General features: G+C 41.7%; 23 protein-coding genes. 22 read left to right on the forward strand and 1 reads right to left on the reverse strand.

Features of this window, described 5'->3' with window-relative positions; genetic code table 11:
* Positions 1–44 precede the first annotated feature (44 nt).
* From fliF to G628_RS18105, 10 genes are all read left to right on the forward strand, one after another.
* Complete coding sequence (gene fliF, locus G628_RS0107540; protein WP_026666843.1) at positions 45–1,661, forward strand: flagellar basal-body MS-ring/collar protein FliF; 1,617 nt, start codon at positions 45–47, stop codon at positions 1,659–1,661.
* Between the two features lie 14 nt (positions 1,662–1,675).
* Positions 1,676–2,701, forward strand: coding sequence for a flagellar motor switch protein FliG (fliG, locus tag G628_RS0107545; protein WP_051199082.1), 1,026 nt, complete (start codon positions 1,676–1,678; stop codon positions 2,699–2,701).
* Positions 2,694–3,569: a FliH/SctL family protein gene (locus G628_RS0107550; protein WP_026654736.1), complete on the forward strand. Its 876-nt coding sequence runs from the start codon at positions 2,694–2,696 to the stop codon at positions 3,567–3,569. Before fliG ends, G628_RS0107550 begins: the two co-directional genes overlap by 8 nt.
* Before the next feature lie 56 nt (positions 3,570–3,625).
* Entirely contained in the window at positions 3,626–4,945 is a 1,320-nt protein-coding gene (gene fliI / locus G628_RS0107555; protein ID WP_420354237.1) for a flagellar protein export ATPase FliI, read from the forward strand.
* An 18-nt stretch (positions 4,946–4,963) separates the two neighbouring features.
* Positions 4,964–5,422 carry a flagellar export protein FliJ gene (locus tag G628_RS0107560; protein ID WP_026654738.1) on the forward strand — a complete coding sequence of 153 codons (459 nt, stop codon included), beginning with the start codon at positions 4,964–4,966 and terminating at the stop codon, positions 5,420–5,422.
* Between the two features lie 2 nt (positions 5,423–5,424).
* Positions 5,425–6,372 carry a magnesium transporter MgtE N-terminal domain-containing protein gene (locus tag G628_RS0107565; protein WP_026654739.1) on the forward strand — a complete coding sequence of 316 codons (948 nt, stop codon included), beginning with the start codon at positions 5,425–5,427 and terminating at the stop codon, positions 6,370–6,372.
* 124 nt (positions 6,373–6,496) lie between these two features.
* Positions 6,497–7,990: a flagellar hook-length control protein FliK gene (locus tag G628_RS18095; protein ID WP_051199083.1), complete on the forward strand. Its 1,494-nt coding sequence runs from the start codon at positions 6,497–6,499 to the stop codon at positions 7,988–7,990.
* A 21-nt stretch (positions 7,991–8,011) separates the two neighbouring features.
* The gene (locus G628_RS18100) at positions 8,012–8,695 is read left to right on the forward strand and encodes a flagellar hook capping FlgD N-terminal domain-containing protein (protein ID WP_051199084.1); all 684 of its coding nucleotides are present in this window, start codon (positions 8,012–8,014) and stop codon (positions 8,693–8,695) included.
* A gap of 24 nt (positions 8,696–8,719) precedes the next feature.
* The gene (locus G628_RS0107580) at positions 8,720–9,145 is read left to right on the forward strand and encodes a TIGR02530 family flagellar biosynthesis protein (protein ID WP_026654740.1); all 426 of its coding nucleotides are present in this window, start codon (positions 8,720–8,722) and stop codon (positions 9,143–9,145) included.
* A gap of 158 nt (positions 9,146–9,303) precedes the next feature.
* Positions 9,304–12,468: a flagellar hook-basal body complex protein gene (locus tag G628_RS18105; protein ID WP_051199085.1), complete on the forward strand. Its 3,165-nt coding sequence runs from the start codon at positions 9,304–9,306 to the stop codon at positions 12,466–12,468.
* A 73-nt stretch (positions 12,469–12,541) separates the two neighbouring features.
* Here the strand turns inward: G628_RS18105 and G628_RS0107595 are convergent, their stop codons facing one another.
* A complete protein-coding gene (locus tag G628_RS0107595; RefSeq protein ID WP_027208861.1) occupies positions 12,542–13,111 on the reverse strand; it encodes a tyrosine-type recombinase/integrase in 570 nt (189 codons plus the stop codon).
* Positions 13,112–13,417: 306 nt separating this feature from the next.
* On the opposite strand from G628_RS0107595, the gene G628_RS0107600 reads away from it, so the two are divergent.
* The 12 genes from G628_RS0107600 (at position 13,418) to flhB (ending at position 23,041) form a co-directional block, all read left to right on the forward strand.
* On the forward strand, positions 13,418–14,347 hold the full coding sequence (locus G628_RS0107600) for a hypothetical protein (protein ID WP_027208862.1): 930 nt from the start codon (positions 13,418–13,420) through the stop codon (positions 14,345–14,347).
* Between the two features lie 374 nt (positions 14,348–14,721).
* Complete coding sequence (locus G628_RS18480) at positions 14,722–14,895, forward strand: flagellar FlbD family protein (RefSeq protein ID WP_081670600.1); 174 nt, start codon at positions 14,722–14,724, stop codon at positions 14,893–14,895.
* A 50-nt stretch (positions 14,896–14,945) separates the two neighbouring features.
* Positions 14,946–15,755 (forward strand): motility protein A, encoded by an 810-nt coding sequence (locus G628_RS0107610; protein ID WP_026654747.1) that lies wholly within the window; start codon positions 14,946–14,948, stop codon positions 15,753–15,755.
* On the forward strand, positions 15,755–16,588 hold the full coding sequence (locus tag G628_RS0107615; RefSeq protein WP_027208863.1) for an OmpA/MotB family protein: 834 nt from the start codon (positions 15,755–15,757) through the stop codon (positions 16,586–16,588). The genes G628_RS0107610 and G628_RS0107615 overlap by 1 nt, the downstream gene beginning before the upstream one ends.
* A 19-nt stretch (positions 16,589–16,607) precedes the next feature.
* Positions 16,608–17,150 carry a flagellar basal body-associated FliL family protein gene (locus G628_RS0107620; protein WP_027208864.1) on the forward strand — a complete coding sequence of 181 codons (543 nt, stop codon included), beginning with the start codon at positions 16,608–16,610 and terminating at the stop codon, positions 17,148–17,150.
* Between the two features lie 60 nt (positions 17,151–17,210).
* On the forward strand, positions 17,211–18,194 hold the full coding sequence (fliM, locus tag G628_RS0107625) for a flagellar motor switch protein FliM (RefSeq protein WP_026654751.1): 984 nt from the start codon (positions 17,211–17,213) through the stop codon (positions 18,192–18,194).
* 4 nt (positions 18,195–18,198) lie between these two features.
* The gene (gene fliY, locus G628_RS0107630; RefSeq protein WP_026654752.1) at positions 18,199–19,464 is read left to right on the forward strand and encodes a flagellar motor switch phosphatase FliY; all 1,266 of its coding nucleotides are present in this window, start codon (positions 18,199–18,201) and stop codon (positions 19,462–19,464) included.
* 58 nt (positions 19,465–19,522) lie between these two features.
* Positions 19,523–19,864 carry a flagellar biosynthetic protein FliO gene (locus G628_RS0107635; protein ID WP_034461954.1) on the forward strand — a complete coding sequence of 114 codons (342 nt, stop codon included), beginning with the start codon at positions 19,523–19,525 and terminating at the stop codon, positions 19,862–19,864.
* Positions 19,865–19,867: 3 nt separating this feature from the next.
* Positions 19,868–20,812: a flagellar type III secretion system pore protein FliP gene (gene fliP, locus G628_RS0107640; protein ID WP_081670602.1), complete on the forward strand. Its 945-nt coding sequence runs from the start codon at positions 19,868–19,870 to the stop codon at positions 20,810–20,812.
* Positions 20,813–20,844: 32 nt separating this feature from the next.
* Complete coding sequence (fliQ, locus tag G628_RS0107645; RefSeq protein WP_026654755.1) at positions 20,845–21,117, forward strand: flagellar biosynthesis protein FliQ; 273 nt, start codon at positions 20,845–20,847, stop codon at positions 21,115–21,117.
* Between the two features lie 9 nt (positions 21,118–21,126).
* Positions 21,127–21,912, forward strand: a complete 786-nt coding sequence (gene fliR / locus G628_RS0107650) for a flagellar biosynthetic protein FliR (protein ID WP_026654756.1) — start codon at positions 21,127–21,129, stop codon at positions 21,910–21,912.
* Positions 21,913–21,928: 16 nt separating this feature from the next.
* A complete protein-coding gene (gene flhB / locus G628_RS0107655; protein ID WP_026666839.1) occupies positions 21,929–23,041 on the forward strand; it encodes a flagellar biosynthesis protein FlhB in 1,113 nt (370 codons plus the stop codon).
* Positions 23,042–23,053: the final 12 nt, after the last annotated feature.

A 23,053-nucleotide genomic window follows, 5' to 3' on the forward strand; every position in this document is an offset into this window, starting at 1 on the left:
GCTCATTTTTAATATTTTTTTAGTTTTTTTGGGAGGGAGAATAAATGGCTGACAGGTTTAAAGAGCTGTGGCAGAAAATTCTCGATTGGTGGAACAAGTTTACAGCGAAACAAAAAACGCTGGTTGTTGGAGCGGGGACAGTAGTTCTTCTCACACTTATCATCTTGTTATCTGCTTTGAATCAGCCTCAATATGTTCTTTTGGCGAGTGCCAATTCTACAAAAGAGGCATCGGAGATCAAGGACCTTTTGGACTCAAATGCCATCAACTACAAGATGTCTGATGACGGTCTTGACTTTAAGGTTCTCAAAAAAGATCAGGCTAATGCCAATCTTCTTTTAGGTGCTAATGATATACAATCATACGCATACAGTATCGACAACGTAACTAACGGAAGTTTTTCCACGACAGAATCAGACAAGCAAAAAAAGTATGTGGTTTATCTGGAGAAGCAGCTGGAGTCTGACTTCATCCAGAATTTTACAACGATTGACGCTGCGCATGTTCAGTTGCATATACCGGATAATGACGGAACCCTTATCGGAAATAAAGAGGAAGCTTCCGCAACCATTATGCTTGAGATTGCAGAGGGAGCAGAGTTTACCGAGGATAATGCCGCATTCCTTGCAAAAGCGGTAGCGAAGGCTTTGGGTAATTCGGATACAAAGAATATTGTAATCGTAGACAACCAAAGTAACCTTCTTTTTTCGGGAGATGAAGATTCTACCGTTACGGGACTTGCAAGCACACAGCTTTCGCTTAAGTCCAAGGCTGAACAGATTGTAAAAAACGAAGTCAAAAAAGTTATACTTGGAACCAAGTTGTATGACGCAGTTGAGGTTGCAAGTAATCTTGACATGGATTTTTCTCATGAAGAGGTTGTTCAGCATGACTATACACCGGCTGAAGATCAGACTCAGGGTGTGCTCAGTCATGAGGATATCTATACCGCAGAAAACGTAAACGGCATCAGTGGTATACCGGGAACGGATACAAATGCCGATGATGAGACTACATACGTAACTCAGGACAATAATAACTCAAGTTCAAATATTAACGAGGAGTCGAGAGATTATCTTCCGAATGAGAAGATAACAACAACTACAAATCAGCCGGGTGCTGTTAAATACGCATCTTCTTCGATATCCGTTACAGCGATCAACTACGTTGTTATGAATGAGGAAGATTACAACAGCGCAGATCATGAAAATCTTACATGGGCTGAATTTAAGGCACAGAACAAAACTCCTTCAACAGAGGAAGTTCCCGAAAACATCGTGAATGTTGTTTCCAAGGCTACGGGAATTCCTGCTGAGAATGTTGCTATAGTGGCATCTACGGAGTACATGTTTTTTGATAAGACAGGATCTTCGGTAACGCTTTCGGACATCCTTCAGATAGTTCTTATCCTTGTGATCTTGGGGCTTCTTGCATTTATCATCATAAGGAGCATGTGGACGACCAAGAAGACGGAGGAAGTGGAAGAACCCGAGCCTTTGTCTGTTGAATCACTGCTTGAGTCACAGCCCGAGGAGCTTCTCGAAGATATCGAGATGGATACGGGATCAGAGACAAAGAGACTTATCGAGAAATTCGTTGACGAGAATCCCGAAGCGGCCGCAACGCTTCTTCGAAACTGGTTGAACGAAGACTATACATGATGGGGTGAAATAATATGGATATAGGGTCAAATCCTTTAACTTCGGATTTTACCGGCACACAAAAAGCGGCGATTCTCCTTATTGCACTGGGACCGGAGAAATCATCCGCCATATTTAAGCATCTGAAAGAGGAAGAGATCGAGGAACTTACCCTCGAGATCGCCAATACAAGAAGCGTTACTTCGCAGATCAAGGAAGCAATCCTTGAAGAGTTCTACGGAGTCTGCCTTGCTCAGCAGTATATCGCAGAAGGCGGTATCAATTATGCTAAGGAGCTTCTTGAGAAAGCTCTCGGTGAAGATAAAGCTCTTGATGTTATCAGTAAACTTACAGCTTCGCTTCAGGTTAAGCCCTTCGAGTTTATCAGAAAGACAGAACCTTCTCAGATACTTACATTCATTCAGGACGAGCATCCGCAGACGATTGCACTTATATTGTCATATATGTCACCGTCTCAGAGCGCAATGGTATTGTCAGCTCTTCCGCCTGACAGGCAGGCTGATGTTGCAAAGCGTATCGCATCCATGGACAGAACAAGTCCGGATACCATAAAGGAAGTGGAAAAAGTGCTTGAATCAAAGCTTTCTTCTCTTGTAAACCAGGATTACACAATCATTGGCGGCGTAGATGCTGTTGTAGAAATCCTGAATACGGTAGACAGAGCTACAGAAAAGCATATCATGGAGACTCTCGAGATCGAAGAGCCCGAACTTGCAGACGAGATCAGAAAGAAGATGTTTGTGTTCGAGGATGTTCTTCTTTTGGACGACAGATCCATTCAGAGAGTGCTGCGTGAAGTTGAGAACAGCGATCTTGCTCTTGCATGTAAAGGTGCTACGGAGCAGGTTCAGAACGCTATTTTCAACAACCTTTCAAAGCGTCTTGCAGCTATGATCCGTGAGGATATGGATTTCATGGGACCTGTTCGTATGAAGGATGTTGAAGAGGCTCAGCAGAAGATCGTCAATGTCATCAGAAAGCTTGAGGATTCCGGTGAAATTGTAATCTCCAGAGGCGGAGGTGATGAGCTAATTGTCTAATCTTTTTAAAGCCGGCTTTGTGAGTTTTGATCAGAGCGATGCAAGAATAATAGATAATAACGATCTTTCAAACAGAAAGATTGAGGCATATCAGGAAAGAGAACTTAAGCGTCAGAGAACCAGAATGATGCAGGAGGAAGGCTACGAAGAGGGCGAGGGTGTTGAAGATTTTGTTCCGGGGATAGGACTTGAACAGATCGATCAGCTTACTCAGGACCAGAATATGCTGGGATCATTTCCGGACCCTCAGTTTGATATGGAAGCCATGCAGGCTGAGATAGACCTTAAACTCCAGCAGGCTCAGGAACAGGCCGAGATGATTATAAATGATGCACAGCAACAGGCTGAGAATATCAGAAATCAGGCTATGGATCAGGGAAGACAGGAAGGGTATGACGCCGGATATCAGGAAGGCCTTGCTGCTGTTGAGCAGATAAAACAGGAAACGCTTCAAAAGCAGGAAGAACTCGACAAAGAGTATCAGCAGATCGTCGATGAACTTGAACCTGAGATGGTTGATGTGCTGACTCAGATTTATGAGCATGTTTTCGGTGTTGATCTCAGGGAAGATAAAGGAATCATACTTCATCTTCTTAAGAATACGCTTTCCAGAATCGAGCCCGGTAACGACCTTATCGTGCATATTTCCCCCGATGATTACGACGATGTTATGGATGAAAAAGATTCTATCGACGCATGTATTTCTTCTCCGAGTACGACTATGGAGATTATCGAAGATCCGCTTCTTAAGAAAAATGAATGCATGATAGAATCGGACAGCGGTGTTTTTGATTGCAGTCTCGGAGTTGAGCTTTCTGAGCTCACAAGAAAACTCAGACTTCTTTCTTTTGACAGAAAGAAAAGATAAAGAGTAGGTTATAAATTATGCTCACATCTTCAATTGATATATCTAAATACAAGAAAATGCAAAATGCTCCTTATTATCGCATGAGGGGCAAGGTTGTCAATGTTATCGGTCTTACTATCGAATCGGCGGGACCCGATGCGAAACTCGGCGATATCTGCCTTATTTACCCAAAGAAAAAAGACAGCGAATTTGCGATTAACATTGATGCTAAGCCTGCAATGGCTGAAGTTGTGGGATTTAAGGACAATCACGTTCAGCTTATGCCTTATGAGAATGTAAGTGGCATAGGAAACGGAAGTATCGTTGAGAATACGGACTCACCGCTCAGAGTAAATGTGGGCGAAGGACTTCTTGGAAAGACACTTGACGGACTTGGAAGGATTGACGGTATTTCTTACGGACATGGAACCGCACTTGAAGGCGGAGTTGCATATTCGGTTGAGAATGAACCGCCGGATCCCATGACAAGAGACCCGATTTCGGATGTTCTTCCGCTTGGCGTTAAGGCGGTTGACGGCCTTTTGACAGTCGGGAAAGGACAAAGAATCGGAATCTTTGCGGGCTCAGGTGTTGGTAAGAGTACACTCCTTGGTATGTTTGCGAGAAATACCCAGGCGGATATAAATGTTATCGCGCTTATCGGAGAGCGTGGCAGGGAGGTTAGAGAGTTCATCGAAAGAGATATGGGTGAAGAAGGTATGAAGCGCTCGATTGTTGTCTGCGCGACTTCCGACAGGCCTGCTCTTGAGAGACTTAAGGCAGCCAAGACGGCTACTTCGATAGCTGAATATTTCAGGGATAAAGGTAAGGATGTCCTTCTCATGATGGATTCTCTTACCCGTTTTTCAATGGCTCAGAGAGAAATAGGACTTGCGAGCGGCGAACCGCCTGTTTCAAGGGGGTATCCGCCCAGTGTATATGCTGAGATGCCTAAGCTTCTTGAGAGGGCCGGAAAGTCAAAGAAAGGCTCGATAACAGGTCTTTATACCGTTCTTGTTGACGGTGATGACATGAACGAACCTATAACGGATACCGCGAGAGGTATTCTGGACGGGCATATAGTGCTTAACAGAAAACTTGCACAGAAGAATCATTATCCGGCTATAGATGTTCTTGCGAGTATTTCAAGATGTATGTCCGCAATCGCTGATCCGGAGCACAAGAAGGCTGCAGGAAAGCTTAAAAATGTCCTTGCCACCTATAATGACGCCGAGGATCTTATAAATATAGGCGCGTACAGAATGGGGGCAAACAAGAACATAGACTATGCGATATCCAAGATTGAAATGGTAAATGAATTTCTTTTGCAGGAGACTGATGAGAAATTCTCGTTTGAAGAGATCAGGAATCAACTTATCAATATGTTCAGATTTTGATAAATCGGCGGTTTTATTATGGCAAGATTTGTCTATAAGATGCAGAGCATCCTGAATATCAAGGAAAAGACCGAAGGGCAGGTTAAGATGGAATTTGCCGCAGCCCAGGCGGAGCTTAACAAGCAGTACGATATTCTGGATGAGTATGTAAAAAGAAAAGAGAATTACCTTATCGAAGCTGAGGAGCTTAGAAACGAAGCGAGTCTGAGACTTCAGGATATATTGGATAATCAGTATGCCACTGCTCAGATGGATGTTATGATTGCTTCCCAGTCGAGGGTAATCAAGGAATATGAAGCTGAGGTCGAAAAAGTCAGAGTAAAGCTTACAAGAGCCATTCAGGAGAGAAAAATGCAGGAGACCCTTCGCGACAGGGCTTATGCGGAGTATCTCGAGGAAGAAAAGCAGGAAGAAGCCAAAGAGAACGACCAGAGAAGTAGTTTCACATACGGACAGAGACAACAGGAGAAGAAGTAAATATGGCTGATCTGGATATGCCGATGTCCCCTTTTGAGGATCAGAAGGCGGCGAAGGCAAAGCTAAAAGCTGACAAATTAGAATATAGGAAGAAACTTAAAGAACAGAGGAAAGCTGATAAGGAAAAGCTGCATGAGTTTGCCGAGAGGTCGGCGGAACTTAGCGGAGACGATGCGGGCGGACTTGCCACCATCGTGATCACTTTTTTCATTGTTCTTATTTGGCTTGCTATAATGGCACTTCTTATAAAGTTCAACGTAGGAAATTTCGGATCCGATATCATGGCTCCGCTTATTAAGGATATTCCTGTAATTAACGCCATTTTGCCCAAGGAAGCAAGAAATGATGCGGATGCAAAGATTGATGAGCCGATTGACTTCAGCACAGAAGGAAGCGAAGCCGGCGGAATTCAGACTATCGATGAAGCTAATGCATATATAAAGAGGCTTGAGAAGGCTCTTCAGGATGAAATGAACCAGAACAGCAGCTATGCGTCCACGATAGACAGGCTTGAAGCGGAAGTGAAAAGACTTGAGCCATTCGAACAGCAGCAAAAAGAGTTCTATGAAGAGAGAGCGGCTTTTTACAACAGTATTGTCTATAACGACAATGCGCCGGATCCTGAAGAATATGCTAAGTATTTTGAGCAGATCGATCCCGATACTGCTGAGAAGATCTATGAGAAGATCAAGCGCGATGAAGGTGAAGAAGCTGCAATTAAGGCTTTTGCTACGACATATTCGGGAATGAAGGCTAAACAGGCTGCCAAGATCTTTGATGAGATGGTTAATGAAAATCAGATCGAACTTGTTTCAAAGATTCTGGCTCAGATGAGCGTAGAAAACCGCGGAGATATTCTTGCCCAGATGAAGGAAGAAAATGCCGCAAAACTCACTCAGCTGTTGGAACCTAATGCACTTAAGAATAAATCAACCAAAGTTACGGGATGATTTCCTAAAAATCTTTTGAATTATGTATAAAGGTTTAAGATATTAAGCCGATATAATGTATGAGATGCCATGGTATCTTTATGGGATCATGCATTTCGGAAATTAAATACATAAGGAGGAAGCTATGAGCAGTGCGGCAAACCCAATTAGTGCAGCCATGAATATTATGGCGACCGGCACTGCAGCCTCAAATGTTTCAGTCGTAACAATGTCTGAAGGATATAGCGCGAATGTTTCAATGAACTTTGGCACTATTTTGAATCAGGCAAACGATGCGGTTACACAGCTTAATTCTGTAAATACAGCAAAAGATGTGGCTGTGTCGAAGGAAAAGACAGACTTGAATGTATCGGTGCAGAAGGAAACTGCAAGTGTCGCTACAAAGGATGTAACAAACGACAACACGGGCACGGAAAATAAGCTCGTTGATACAGACAACAAAGTGGTTGCGGAAGAAACAAATGGCAAGGAAGCCGGCGAAGAGCTGCAGGATGCCATTGCAGAAGAAGGCAAAAAGTTGATCACCAGGATTGCAGAAGAGCTTGACGTATCTGAGGAAGATATCGTGAATGCTATGCAGGCACTGGGAATTACGGCGGTGGACCTGTTTAAACCTGAAAATCTTATACAGCTTATTTCTACTGTAGGAGGACAGGAACAGGCAGTAAATCTTATCACAGACTCAGACCTCTATACATCATTGCAGGACCTCATGGAGGATGCGGATGGTATGAGAAGCGAACTTATGAATGAGTTTGGCTTAACTGAGGAAGATTTTGAAACCGTTGTCAGCAACATGCATGAGGAATTTTCTCAAGTAACGGAAAAAGATGCACAGCCTAAGGCAGAAGCAGAGCCTTTGATCGAAATTAACGATCTTAGACCTGAAAAAGCAGTAAGGGAACCTATAGATAAGGAAATCCACAAGGATGTTCAAAAAGAGGTTTCTGTAGACAGAGCTGATGTATTCAAGGATGAATTCAAACCCGTTGAAAATTCCAACAACACAACAAAAAACAACAATCAGTCAGGAAACTATGATCACGGATCACAGGGAACAACCGTATTTAATCAATTCCTTAACGGAGTTACGGATGCGATAAACGGTTCGACGGCGGCTGAAGAGATGCTTGCATATACCGACAGAGCTCAGATGGAGAACATCGTGAGACAGATCACGGAAAAGATAACAGTTTCTGCAAGCGAAGATGTGACCAAGATGGAACTTCAGCTTCATCCGGCAAGTCTCGGTAATGTAAATATCCTTCTTACAAGCGGTAAGGACGGTATTATTGCAAGATTCACGGCACAGAACGAGATTGTAAAAGAAGCGGTTGAAAGCCAGATGATCCAGCTTCAGCAGAAATTTGAAGCACAGGGCATTAAAGTTAATTCCATAGAAGTTACCGTTTCCAGTCACGCGTTTGAAGAGAATCTTCAGCAGCAGGGCGGAAGCGAAGGAAATAACGAACAGGCTTCAAAGGGCAGAAAAGGACTTCGCAGGATCAATCTGATGGATGCAGATGATATTGCAAGCGAAACGGATATGGACGAAGCCGAGAGATTATCGGCACAGATGATGGCTATGAGCGGAAACACTGTTGATTTCAGTGCGTAAGCCGGCCGGAAAGAGGTTATTATGGCAGATGTAAATTCTGTTACTGCAATAGTTAAAGACGGCAAGATTGAGAACGCTTCAAATAAAACCGAGTCGAAAGAAAAAAATACACAGGCTAAGGGCTACGACAAGGATTCTTTTCTTAAGATCCTTGTCGCCCAGATGAAATATCAGGATCCCATGGAGCCTACTTCAAATACTGAGTACATTTCACAGTACGCTACATTCACTCAGGTTGAGCAGATGAACAACATGGCTAACGCTATGAGCCTTTCAAGAGCATCTGAGATGGTTGGAAAGACTGTTACAATAACTCAGACCAATCCTGAAACCGGAACTAAATCTGAGGTTCAGGGTGTTGTAGACTTTGTTACCTACAGCGGAAATAAGGCATTTCTTAACATTAACGGAACTAACTATAATGTTGACGATGTTACTCAGATACTTGGTGAAGACTATGAGAATGCACTTAATACAGTGAAGGATTTCCAGGAGAATATTGATAAGCTTCCTGATAATATTTCGCTTGTGACTCTTGAGGAGCACGAAAAGACAATCGATTCTATGTATGACTATTACATGAACATGGATGAAAAAGCGAAAAGGCTTATGGATAAAGACTATGTAACTTCGCTTCTTCAGTATGTAAATAGAATTGATGATCTTAATAATAGTGAACATCGAACATTTAATAAAGATAAGTAAACAAATGCATAGGAGGTATAAGCTATGACAATGGATGGTCGTCAGTTTATGTCCATCGGGCAGGTGCAGGACCAATATTTAAACGGTACTGTACCAAAAACGGATAAGAACAAACAAAATATTCCAACAGGTGAAAATTCTTTTGCATCTGTTCTAAACAAAATCCAAGAGTCTGCCGATAATAATATCAGCACGGAGAATCTTAGATTTTCTAAGCATGCCGTAAACAGACTCAGCGACAGAAACATTGAGCTTTCTGAGGAACAGATGCAGAGACTTAACCGTGGAAAAGCTGAGGCCGGTGAAAAGGGAATTAAAGAGTCACTTATTCTGGTTGACCAGCTTGCTTTTATAGTGAACGTTCCCAATAACATGGTCGTTACAGCCATGGATCAGACAGAAAACAAAAACAATGTTTTCACAAACATAGACGGTGCAGTGATCGTATGATTGGACCGAAGCGGCAGACAGGCCCGAAGTGCCCTGCCGTCAGGAAATCTTAACTTCCCGACCGACAGAAGGAAGTTCTTTGACGAAAATCACGACGCATCCGTCCAAAATCAATCTATTTATTTTATTTCTTTTTTTATGATGGAGGACTTTGCCTTATGATGAGATCTCTTTACTCCGGTGTTGCCGGACTTAAGACACACCAGACCAAAATGGACGTTATCGGTAACAACATCGCTAACGTAAACACAACTTCTTACAAATCTCAGTCAATCACATTTTCTGATCTTATGTATCAGACAACACAGACAGCTTCAGGAGCAACAGAGACAAAGGGTGGTATCAACCCTCGTCAGATTGGTCTTGGTACTAAGTCGGGAGCTATAAATACAGCAATTACATCTCAGGGAACAACACAGACTACAAATAACCCTTTTGATATCATGATCACAGGTAAGTCTTTCTTTGTTGTAAATAACGGTGTTGAGAACCTCTATACAAGAGACGGATCATTTTATGTTGACGGTGCGGGAAACCTTGCAATGCAGTCAAATGGATATCTCGTTCAGGGATGGGCTGCAAAAGAAGACAGAGAGACCGGTGAAATTACAGTAAATAGGAATGGCGGACTTTCAAGTCTTCAGATCATGAGTCCCGCTAACTTTACATATGCACCTGCTTCAACTACAGCTGCTGTTTTCCAGGGAAATATTGATGACAATGATTCAAATGTAAATTCAGCAGACGGAAAGACAATTACACTTGAGTTCTATGACAATAAGGGATATCTGTATACAGGAAAGTTTACACTTAAGAATACAGATGATCCGGATCTCTTTGCATTGTCACTTACAGATATTATTGATTCCAACGGAAAAACAATAAATGATAACAAAGATAAAGTGGATCTTATGAGCCAGATTACATTCGGTAATGTTTCCGGTAACAGCAGAACTATAAAAAATGATGCTCTTCGCGGATTCTCTATCGAGGCAACTACAGATTCAAACTTTATCAATATTATTAAAAGTGATGGGGACGTCAAGTATCCAAGTGTAAGCGCAACAGGAAATCTTATTGATCTTTATAATAATGGGCTTCTTGAAAGTGCATATGGACTTAGCAGAACTTCACTTGAGAATAGATATACCAAAGAGGGCTTTGCGAATGCAACATATCAGATTGGTGCAAATGGTGTTCTTTCAGTAACATATCCCACAGTAGATGTTGCGGAAGGTATATATTCAGGTGATTTTGATAATAATAAGATAGATTTTACAACACCGAACAGTGATAATTATTTTATAAATGAGCAAACACAGGAAGCTTACAAAGTTCCTGATGAGAATTTGAAGGATAATGTTCAGAGAATTTCAGGATTGCTCAAAGATGTATTCGGAAAGACTGATTTGAGTAGCTATAGTGGCTTTAAATATGCAGGCGGTAATCTTTCGTTATATGAGAAGTTCACATATCTTAAGGATGAAACTGTTTTGACAGAGTCATTCGAAGATAAAGGAAAAGTTTCACCCAACCTGGTTTCAAGAGATTTTGGGCAGTTCGCCGGACTTACTGACGCAGTAACTGACTATATTAACGGTGGCGGATCTTACGATAAGCTTAAATATACATATAAATCTGACGGAACACTTACAATTACTCAGAGCGTAAATGTCGATAAAGAAAAAGAAATAGATACTCAAAATACACAATTTGGCGAGCTTGATGAAGACAAAAAAACTGCATTTAAAAATGCAATTGAAAATATGCTTGCTAAGTTTGATGGGGCAAATTATAGCTTTGGCTCCCAGTATTCAAGTGAGATTGGTTATAAAGTTATTGAAGAAATTGCAGGTTCAACTGCAGATTCAGCAAACGAAGAAGGAAGAACATTTACTCAGGATCAGATTGATGCTGCGAAAGCAATTAAGAGTGTAATTGATACTCAATATGACGCAATTGATACTAATGATAAAGCTAAAGCTAAACCAGACTCATTTAAATTGGTTGATATAAGTGGCGATGGCGGACTTATCGTAAAATATACTTCAGCAGAAACAAAAGACGGAAATTTCCCTAATGCCGATTCAAACAGAAATACTAATTATAAGCGCAACGCAAAAGAAGTTCTTTCTGCCAATGATTATAAAAACGGCTATACGATTAACGGATCTGCACCTGCATATGTATTTAAGAACAGAGATGACTACGGAAAGTCATATTATGTTGCCAATGATCTGCTTTCAAGAGCATTTAAAGGAAACAATCAGGATGTTATTGATTTTATAAAGAATGTATTCCCTGATGATACACAGAATATGACATTTGATTCTAATGCAGAATATAAAATGAGTATTTCACAAAAAGGTGAGCTTACGCTCAGTCATGATGTGAAAGATTCAACAAATTTCCCGGTTCAGACAGCTGCGACAGGATTTAAGGCAGAGAGAAATGATGATGGAACATATAAGTATACATCAACATCAGCATATAAGAACGTACCTGTAAAGGGGAAAATTTCAGATCTTCTTTCCGTATCGGAGGATAGCCCTCAGAAAGAGCTTCTTTCTAAAGTATACGGAATCAGTGATGAAGCCGCAGATGCATACGGGCTTGACGGTACATATGAGATTATCACAGCAGAGGGTACTGACAAAGGTAAGATTAACCTTACAATAGGTAACCGTACAATCCAGATTGCATTTGATCCTGCGACCGGAGCAATTGTTTCGGCAGATGGAAATTCATTGGACAAGAAAGCTAATATTACATTCGGACTTAACGGACAGGCTACAGCAGGATTGGAAGCTTTTGGATTCCAGGCTTCTCCTACAAATGCAGCTGAACTTGAGAGAAATCATACAATTTCTGTTGATTTTTCAACACTTTCAAATTACAACACAAGTAAGTCTTCAACAATTACAGCCAGCAAGGGTGATATGAAGTCACTTAACACAGGACGTGCGGTTGGTGAGATGAACGGTGTAAATGTAAGTGATAACGGCATGATTTATGCAAACTATTCAAACGGCCAGACAAAGCTTTTGGGACAGATCGCATCTGCAGAGTTTGCTAATGCATCGGGTCTTTCAAAGCAGGGTGATAACCTCTATGCATCAACTCTTAACTCAGGTGATGCTACAATTCAGGATATCACAACTGACGGTGGCTACATGAGCACGGGTGTTTTGGAGATGTCAAACGTAGACCTCTCAGCACAGTTTACCGAGATGATCACAACACAGCGTGGATTCCAGGCTAACAGCCGTATCATCACAGTATCTGATACACTCCTTGAGGAACTTACAAACCTTAAGAGATAATAATCTGTAACATATACAATTAAATCATAAGGCAATCGCCCACATCCGGTCGGGGATGTGGGCGATTTATTCATTATACTAGTTCGACATGGTTCTGGAGTGCTTCTTCCATTTCACGGGCGTCTACACCGAGATATCTCTTTGTAATGTCAGGAGAAGAGTGCTGGAAAAATTCCATAACGAGAACGATATTATAGCCATTGGATTCATATAAGCGCATGCCACAGTATTTCCTAAAACTATGTGTCGATACGTTTTCGTAGCCGAGATATTCACAGACTTTGCGAAGATATTTCTGGACGGCTCTTTCGCTAATGTTAAATATAAGATCTTCATTTTTGGTGTTATTTTCGGCAATATAATTTTTCAGATGTTTATAATATTCTTCAGAAATGGTCTTATACCGCTTTTTCTTTGTTTTCATTTCAACAATATTTATCTTATGGACATTTCCTGCAGCAATAAAGCTTGAAGGCTTCAACGCAAGGATATCCTCAATACGGATTCCGAGATTGGCCTCCGCGATTAGAATCTCGGCAATTCTGGGATTGGCCCTGAATTGCTTGGAAGCTCCGGTTCTCATTGTTTCAATTATTTCAGTGTATTGTTCTCTCGTAATCGGTACGGTAGCGTATTGTCCCATTATTTTAGTCCTTGATCAAATCTGATCTGAATCTGATGTCTCTCCATGTTTTTTTGAGCCGTTTTTTTCGCGAAATTCATCAATTGAATTTTGGCGTTAAAATTGGGCATAACGATAGTATATACGTATTTATCGCGTTTTTCAATGATTTTAGGTTCGCATAATATGCATTTTGCGAACTCTATATACGTGTACAATGTACACATTGTAATGTGTACATTATGTATTGAGATTAAGAGGCTGAGATGATACAATAAAGTCAGTAAAATACATATTTCATAAGATTACTATTTTCAAGGAGGCATAATGAGCGACAAGGAAGCAACTAAGGAAGAAAGAACTGTAGATGATACAACGAAGCCTCGCACAATGAGACTTACGGATGAAACGTTTGAATATATAAAGAAACTTGCGGCACAACTTGGCGGGAATCAGCAACATGCCGTATCGGAACTTCTTAGGGTATATGAAGGGCAGATAGAGAAAGATGCTTTACCTGCAGGTGCGGAACAGCTCGAAGAATTCGAGAAGTACCAGGCTAAGATGCATGATATTTTCATGGATCTTATTAGATCCAGAAACGATGCTGCAGATCTTGCCCGTGTAGATTTTGCAAAACAACTTGATACTAAAGATGATATAATCTGCGAACTTCAGAAAAATCTTAAGGATATAAAAGCCGGAGAAGACGGGGCTGCAGAAAAGGCAGAGTCGCTTCGCAAAGAAAATGATGAATTAAAGCAAAAGATGCAGGATGAGATTGAACATCTGAAAGAAGAGCTTGAGAAAAGCAAAGAAGAGTGCAATGAATTAAAAGAACAAGTTTCTTCTATAAAAGAAGAACTGGCTGAAGCAAAGAAAAATGAATCCGATATAAGGAAACTTTACGATGAAAGAGTTGCATCTTCCGTAAAACTCATGGATGAAGTGGAAGAACTTAAGAATAAAGAAAATCCTCTCAGAGAAAATATATCAAAAGTTGCTTCGGAAAACAGAGTTTTAGTTGCGGAAAATGCAAGACTTACGCAGGAAAACAAAACTTTGCGCGACGATATCGAATCCATGAGAACTTCACATACCGCTGAGATCAAACTTGTTACAGCGAATGCGGAACTCAAGGCAAAGAATGACGCATACAAAGAATTACTTGCTGAAAAAGACAGATATTCTCAACTTGTTGAACAGATCAAAAATGACAGGACTGAAAAATTGCTTGAAAATCTAAAAAATAAGTAATTTCAATTAAAATTAATTACATTGGGCAACGCTTGCACTTGACTGGGGTGTGAGCGTTTTATTTTTTGTCAAGAAAAATCGTAGAAACTAACCGTTGTTTTTGATATTTAATACTGTACAGTAAATGAAAATGTGTTAAAATAAATTGAATACCACTATATGTAGTATATTGCATGCACTATGAAACATAATTGCTAACTTTATTTCATTCATTTTGCTCTAAAATGAAATTACGATTCAAATTGGACTAAAAAAGTTGCATTTAAGCAAGAATTAAGCATTTTAGTATGGTAAAATTAATATGCTAAGAAATTAAGTTTCGTTTCTAGTCTATTTTTTCACTAAAAAATGTAATTTTATATCAGAAGGTGTTTATGAACAAGGGAGTAATTGAGCTTACCAAAATGGATACGCGTAAGATACTCATTAATCCGAGTTTGATTGAGACAGTTGAGAGTAATCCGGATACTGTCGTGGTCTTATCTACCGGAAGAAAGCTTATTGTGAAAGAGAGCATGGAAGATATTTGCAGTCTTATCAATTCCTGAAACGTGCGGAAGAAGATGTTGACTAATTTTTAATGTGAGAGGTAAATGCTGTGGATATTGCGTCGATTATCGGTGTAGTAATGGGAATTGTATTTATGCTTCTTGGAATCATCACATCCGGAGGCATCGGTTCTGTTGGAAATTTCTTGGATGCGCCGTCGGCTCTGGTTACATTCGGTGGAGCTTTGATGGCTGTTTTGGCATCCAGACCGCTTTCGGAGTTTACCGGCGGACTCAAGTGCTATACGCGAATATTTAAACTTACTACCGATGATACCAAGGCCGTAATCAAGCAGATCATCGATCTGTCCAATACAGCCAGAAAAGAAGGTCTTCTCGCTCTGGAAGAAGCGGCCGGCAATCTTGACGATGCTTTTATGAAAAAAGGCGTCATGCTTATTGTTGACGGTACCGAGCCTGAGCTTGTAAAGAGCATTCTTGAGGCCGAGATAGATGCTATGGCTGAGAGACATAAGACTAACTATTCTTTATTTGAAGACATTGCGTCACAGGGTCCTGCCTGGGGTATGATCGGTACACTTTTGGGGCTTGTTAACATGCTTAATGATATGAGTGATGCATCGAAGATTGGACCTTCCATGGCGACTGCTCTTATCACGACATTGTACGGTTCAGTTATGGCGAACTGGTTCTGTTTCCCTGCTTCAGCCAAGTTAAAGGCAAGAAGCAATGCAGAGTACATGTCAAAGAGTATTGTCATTGAAGGACTTTTGTCTATACAGGCGGGTGAAAATCCCCGTGTAACAGAAGAGAAGCTTAAGTCATTCCTGTCACCCGTTGACAGAACGGCTTACGAAGCTGAGACCGGAACAGGTTCAGCAGGTGGAGGCGAAGAATAATGGCAAAAAAAGCAGAAGAAGTAAAACCGGGCGCGCCCGCGTGGACCGCGACGTTTGGAGATCTGATGAACCTGCTCCTTTGTTTCTTCGTACTTCTTTTCTCCATGTCAACTATGGATGCCGCTAAGTTTGAAGAGGTTGCCGCGTCGTTTAGTTCGGCGTTCGGCTTTTTCTCAGGCGGTGAGATGGCTATCGGTGAAGGTGCTCTTATAGGCGATGGAATATCACAGCTTAGTGAGCTTTCGAGCTATGTGACTTCAATGGGACTTGCACAGACAGGTGAGAATGCCGATACCGAGGAGATGGAAGTCGGTGATATGAACCAAAAGGAACTTATGGAAGCGGCTGAGGAAGAACAGCTCGAAGCTTCGGCGGAGCTTGCTGAGAAGATTGAGGAAGCTCTTAATGAAGAAGATATAGAGGATGTTGTTGCTCTTAATTATACGAGTCAGTTTGTTCAGCTTACCATACAGGGTTCGATCCTTTTTGATTCTGCCAAGACTGATATTAAGGAAGATGCAAAACCTGTAATAGATAAAGTTGGACAGATACTCGAGACTTATGCCGGAGGAACTGTTGCGGTTGAGGGACATACTGATAACGTTCCCATGACTTCAGGCGGAAAGTATGCGAACAACGATGAGCTCAGCTCAGGAAGAGCTCTTTCGGTTTTCTATTATCTTTGTGAGAACACTAATCTTGATCCTGCGAACATAGTTCATACGGGCAGAGGGGAATATAACCCGATCGCTGATAATTCAACCGATGAGGGAAGAGCCCGTAACAGACGAGTTGAGATTAAAATATATAATCCACTTAGTTCTTCATACTAAAAGAGGGGGGATTTTTCAAATGAAAAAGAATTTACTATCAATCATCATTCTGGCTTTACTTGTTGTAAATATCGCCATGACGGGCTTTATGCTTTTGAGTGTTATGACTACAAATTCCCAGACGGCCAAACTTGTTTCTGACATAGCGGCTGCGCTTGAACTTGAAACAAGCGGCGGTGTCGGCGGAGGACTTAACACTGAGCCTTCAGAACCTTCGGGAGTCAATGAAATAGCTACATTCGGATTTGTTGGAAATCAGGACAGGCTTACCATAAATCTTAAGCCGGGCAATGACGGCAAATCACATATGATGGTTGTTGAAGTTGTTTTTTCCATGAATACAGCCAATCCTGATTATGCATCATATGGCTCATCCGAGCAGCTTTCGGGAATGAGAGATCGTGTGAAGTCAATTGTTACCGATACACTTTCAAGTTATTCAATGGAAGAACTTCAGGAAAACAGTCAGCCCGCAAAAGATGCAATTGTTGAAAAGGTAAGAGAACTTTACAATTCCAACTTTATTTACAGAGTTGATTTCAGCAGTGTGCTTTATCAGTAATGCTGCATTTTATTAAAAAGGATACGCCGATAGCTATTTATCGGAGGAAGGAGATCCAACTTGAGCGAAGTACTGTCACAAAATGAAATAGATGGTCTGTTGGCAGCACTTAATAGCGGTGAATTAGATGTAGATCAGATGCAAGCCGCAGACGAGAAAAAAGTCAAAGATTATGACTTTAAACGTCCGGCGAAGTTTTCCAAGGAACATCTCAGAACTTTGGAGATGATATACGAGCATTACGGAAGGCTTTTGTCTACTACATTACCTTTATATCTTAGAAAGAATGTTACGGTGTCGGTTGCTAACTCAGAGACGGTTACATATTCGGAGTTTAGCAATGCCCTTTCAAACCCGGTTATTTTGGGAGTTATAAGCTTCCTCCCCTTACAGGGAACGATTATTTTGGAACTGCAGGCCAACATCGGATTCTCTTTTATCGACAGGATGCTTGGAGGTACCGGCATCGGACTTGATAAACCGAGACCATTCACCGATATTGAGATGCCACTTATAGAGAAGCTTGTGACTATTTGCATGCAGCTTATGGTAGAGCCGTGGCAGAATGTTGTTTCTATCAATCCGGTCATGGAAAAGATAGAGACAAACCCGCAGTTTGCACAGGTTATTTCACCTACAGACATGATCGCCATCGTCACTCTTAATATTAAGATCGGTGAAACGGAAGGACTTATGAATGTATGTCTTCCTTATTTCACGCTTGAGAGTGTTATGGATAAACTTAATACCAAGTTCTGGTTCTCCACGATGCAGAAGAACGTGGATGAAGATTTCGGAGAATATCTTGAGACTATGGTCAAACATGTTGATGTTCCCGTAAGAGCGGTTCTTGGCAAGTGTAATGTTTCCGTTAATGACTTTGTTCATTTGCAACCCGGCGACATTATCAGACTTGATAACAGAGTAAACACGGATATGCAGGTTTACGTTGGAAATATCTACAAATTCACCGGTTTGCCCGGTACTACGAAAGATAAATACGCCGTCAGGATCACGTCGGTAGTAAGAGAGGAGGAAGAGTAGGAGCATGGATGGAATGTTATCTCAAGATGAAATTAATGCTTTGCTATCCGGCATGGATTCAACAGCCGGTGGAGAAGGTGATGCTCCGGCTGCAGAAGCACCTTCCGATAATTCGGATATACCGGTAACTTCCGGCGCACCGGTTTCAGGAGGAAGCGAGATAGACGAATCGCTTCTTAATGATGCGGAAAAAGATGCCATCGGTGAGGTGGCTAATATAAGTATGGGATCTTCGGCTACTACGCTGTATTCCCTTGTAAATCAGAAGGTTAATATTACAACACCCCAGGTTGAACTTGCCAACTGGGAAAATGTAATAAATAACTATGAGAGACCTTGCGTCTTTATTCAGATTCAGTATACGGAAGGTCTTGACGGAACAAATATCCTTATCCTGAAAGAACGTGATGTTATGGTCATCACCGATCTAATGATGGGTGGCGACGGAACAAATATTTCCGGAGAGATTGGAGAACTTCAACTTTCAGCTATCTCTGAAGCAATGAACCAGATGATGGGTGCGGCGGCAACATCTCTTTCTACAATGATCAATCAGAAGGTTGATATCAGCCCACCGCAGGCTACACTTCTTGATATGATCAACGACGATCCTTCGGATATCGCAGAGTTCCTTATGGGAACATTTGTAAAGATATCTTTCAAGATGCAGGTCGGAGATCTTGTGGATTCAACGCTTATGCAGTTGTATCCCATTGATTTTGCCAAGGCGTTAAAAGATCTTGTTCTTACTGATTCAGGAGCAAAAGAAGCAGCACCTGCGCCTGCTCCCGAACCTGCACCTGCGCCTGCAGAAGCGCCTGCGCCCGCAGCGCCCGATCCGAATATGATGGCGCAGCCTCAAATGGGAATGCCACAGATGGGTATGCCGCAAATGCAGATGCCTCAGATGGGAATGCCACAGATGCAGACCCCTCCGATGGGTATGCCGCAGATGCAGATGCCTCAGATGATGAATATGAACATTCAGCCCGCACAGTTCCAGACGTTTGCGGGTGGTCCCGGAATGATGGCCGGAGGGGAAAATATCGGCATCATCAAGGATGTTCCTTTGGAAGTTACGGTTGAGCTTGGAAGAACTGCTAAACCGATCTCCGATATTCTGGAGTTTGCACCCGGTACCATTATCGAGCTTGATAAGGTTGCGGGTGAGCCTGTCGACGTACTTGTAAACGGTAAGTTCGTTGCAAAAGGCGAAGTAGTTGTAATTGAAGAAAGTTTCGGTGTTCGTGTGACCGAGATTGTTCAGTGACGATTTCTTTTTACAAGATTTCTTTTATATAAAAAGAAACAGATGGAGTGTTTGCATAATGTCAGCCGAATCTTACTTACAGTTTGTTGCCATCTTAATAATCTTTGTTCTTGTGCTTGGGCTTACTTATTATGTGACCAAGTGGCTTGCCGGTTATCAAAAAGAAAAGGGCAGCGGAAAGAACATTGAGGTTTTGGAGACCGGAAGGATCTCAACTACCAAGTATATCCAGATAGTGCGTCTGGGTAATAAATATATGGCCATCGCAGTGGGGAAGGATGAAGTTACTGCATTATGCGAACTTGACAAGGAGTCACTTGTTTTTGACAATCCTGAAAATGCGGGCACGTTAAGCTTTAACGAAATTCTTGAAAAAATAAAAAGCGAGTTTAAGAAATAAATTATGAGTATACAGTGGGGAGAGAATAAAAAGAATATCTTTAAAAAACGTCGTTTGAAAAAAGGGGCGTTTATCGCCTTTTTGTCTGTTTTTTTGATACTCTTTTTGTCATTTGCAGTACCCGTTAAGGTAGTTGCTACCGAAAATGTGGTTGAAGATACCAAACCTACCGATCCTACCAATTCAAGAAAATCTAATCTTACAGGTTCTGAAGCTGAACGAACAAATATCACGGATCCGGGTTCAGCAGAGTCCCCTGACGATCTGAAAAAACTTAATATAGCCAATACGGTTACTGTTACATATGACAACGGAAACGGGTCACTGAGCGGATCACTGAGGATACTTATTACTTTAACGCTCATTTCCCTTGCGCCGACGCTTATTGTGATGATGACTTCTTTTACGAGAATCATCGTGGCGCTCCATTTCACCAGAACCGCGATAGGAACCCAAACATCTCCTCCCAACCTGGTGATGATTGGGATTGCTTTGTTTATGACACTTTTCATTATGCAGCCGACGCTTACGACTGTTTATAATGATGCGGTCATTCCTTTTGAAAAGGGGGAGATGGACCAGAAAGAGTTCGGAAAGGTCGCAATGGCGCCGTTTAGGCAGTTTATGTACGGCCAGACCCAGACTAAGGACGTTAAGCTCTTTATGGAGATAAACAAGACCGAGTGGGACGGAGAACTTGAGAGTATTCCCAATGTTGTACTGATTCCGAGCTTTATTGTAAGTGAACTTAGAACAGCGTTCATAATTGGTTTTTTGATATATATTCCATTTATTGTTATTGATATGGTTGTGGCATCTGTACTTATGAGTATGGGTATGATGATGCTTCCGCCGACTACGATCTCAATGCCGTTTAAGATACTTCTTTTTGTCCTTGCTGACGGATGGAGCCTTATCATCGGTAATCTGGTCAAGTCGTTCTATTAGTTTTTGTTATGAGATAGGGGAGGAATGTTTTTATGATAACAATGGCGGATATCAATACGATCGTAAATCAGGGACTTATGCTCGTTATTAAGATGTCGCTTCCGGTTCTTTTAACTTCGATGATCGTCGGACTTATTATTTCAATATTTCAGACGGTTACTTCGATACAGGAGCAGACGCTTACCTTTGTTCCTAAGGTAATATGCGTATTTCTTATGATTATGCTGACGGGAAACTGGATGATGACTGAGCTTTCGGGCTTTATTACACTTATCTGGTCTGATTTTTCGAAGTATGTGCGCTAGAGGTGAAGTATGATCGATTACAACTTCAGATACGGCGATCTGGAAGTTTTTTTGCTAATAGTTGTAAGAGTTACAAGTTTTATCTTTGTTTGCCCTTTCTTTGGAGGAAGGCAGACGCCTAACCTTGTGAAAGTGGGATTTGGCCTGCTTTTGTCAACTCTTGTGTACGGAGCTGTTCCGTATACGGCGCCTTCATATAACACGCTTATCGGTTACACGGTGATCGTTATGAAGGAGGTTACGGTTGGATTTCTTGTGGGCTATGCGGTGCAGTTGTGCCAGCTTGTAATTAACTTTGCGGGTCAGATTGTTGATATGCAGATAGGCTTGTCGATGGTAAACCTTTTTGACCCGAATACGAACGAACAGGTTACTATTACAGGTCAGCTCTATTCGCAGGTGCTTATTGTTTCGCTTATCATTACGGGAATGTACAGATATATTCTGGATTCGCTTATTGATACATTTTCTCTGATACCGATTAACGGCGCGGTCATTCACAGTGACAGGATGCTAAACGCCGTAGTCGCCTTTTTGAGAGATTACATTGTCATCGGCTTTAGAATAAGCCTGCCGATATTTATCATTACATTTATCACAAATGTTATCCTCGGCGTTCTTGCCAAGGTGTCGCCTCAGATGAACATGTTCTCAGTAGGTATTCAGATAAAGATCATCGTAGGGCTTATGGTAATGCTGATCACGGTATCGATGCTGGGAGATGCGTCAAACTTTATTTTTAATAATATGAAGGAGCTTATGCAGGAATTTGTATACAGCATGCAGAGAGGCTGAGTTTGAATACAGGCCGTTGTTAATTAAATACAATCTGCAGTTCTTTGCCGAGGATGCGAACGGTGCCGAGAAGTCCGAGCAGCCTACGGCTAAAAAGCTTGAAGATGCCAGAAAAGAAGGCCAGGTTGCAAAGAGCCAGGAAGTTGCGACGGCGTTTAGCCTGCTGGCACTTTTCGTGATCTTGCGATTGGTTTACGCACTTATGGGAAGCACTTTTACCAATATTTTCCCGCGAGTGTACAATGACATTCCCAATGTTGCGAGGACTTATGACGGGCAGCTCCCCATTGCGTATATCACTAGCATTATAAATAAGGCGATGTTGACACTTCTTTTGTTGTGTGCACCGTTTTTTATAGTCGGATTTGCCGTTGCTTTTATCTGCGACTATGTTCAGGTTGGTTATAAGCCTACATCAAAGCCGTTGCAGCCAAAGCTTTCAAAGCTTAATCCCGTTTCGGGACTTAAAAAGATTTTTTCTACGAGAAAGCTTTTTGAACTTGCCAAATCAATCCTAAAGCTCATTGTTATGGGAATTGTTATATTTTCTTTTTTTTCAAAAAGAAATGATTATCTGTTCCTTCTGTATGATATGCCGCTTGGTCAGGCAATCGGGCTTATGGGGAATCTCATTATAGACCTTGGATTCAGGGTTGCGATCGCGTATATGATCATAGCAATCGCTGATTTCATCTATCAGAAGCGCAAGTTTACCAAGGATATGATGATGACCAAGCAGGAAGTAAAGGATGAGTTCAAGAATTCCGAGGGAAGCCCGGAGGTTAAGTCGGCGCAGAAGAGAAGAATGATGGAAGCGTCAAGACGAAGAATGATGCAGGCAGTTCCCCAGGCGGACGTTGTTATTACGAACCCGACGCACTACGCTGTTGCCGTTAAGTACGATGCGGAAGAAGCGGAAGCTCCCATTGTTGTTGCGAAGGGCGCGGATTTCATGGCTCAGAGGATAAAAGAGCTTGCTAAGGAAAATGACGTCGAGATTGTAGAAAACAAGCCGCTTGCGCGTATGCTATATGCGAATGTTGAAGTCGGCGAGCTTGTTCCGCCGGAGCTTTATAAGGCGGTTGCCGAAGTACTTGCTTATGTTTACCACTTAAAGGGTAAGATTTAAAAGGTTTAGTTA

Origin of the sequence: Butyrivibrio hungatei NK4A153 (genome assembly GCF_000424465.1) — a bacterium.
Lineage (GTDB): Bacteria > Bacillota > Clostridia > Lachnospirales > Lachnospiraceae > Butyrivibrio > Butyrivibrio hungatei_A.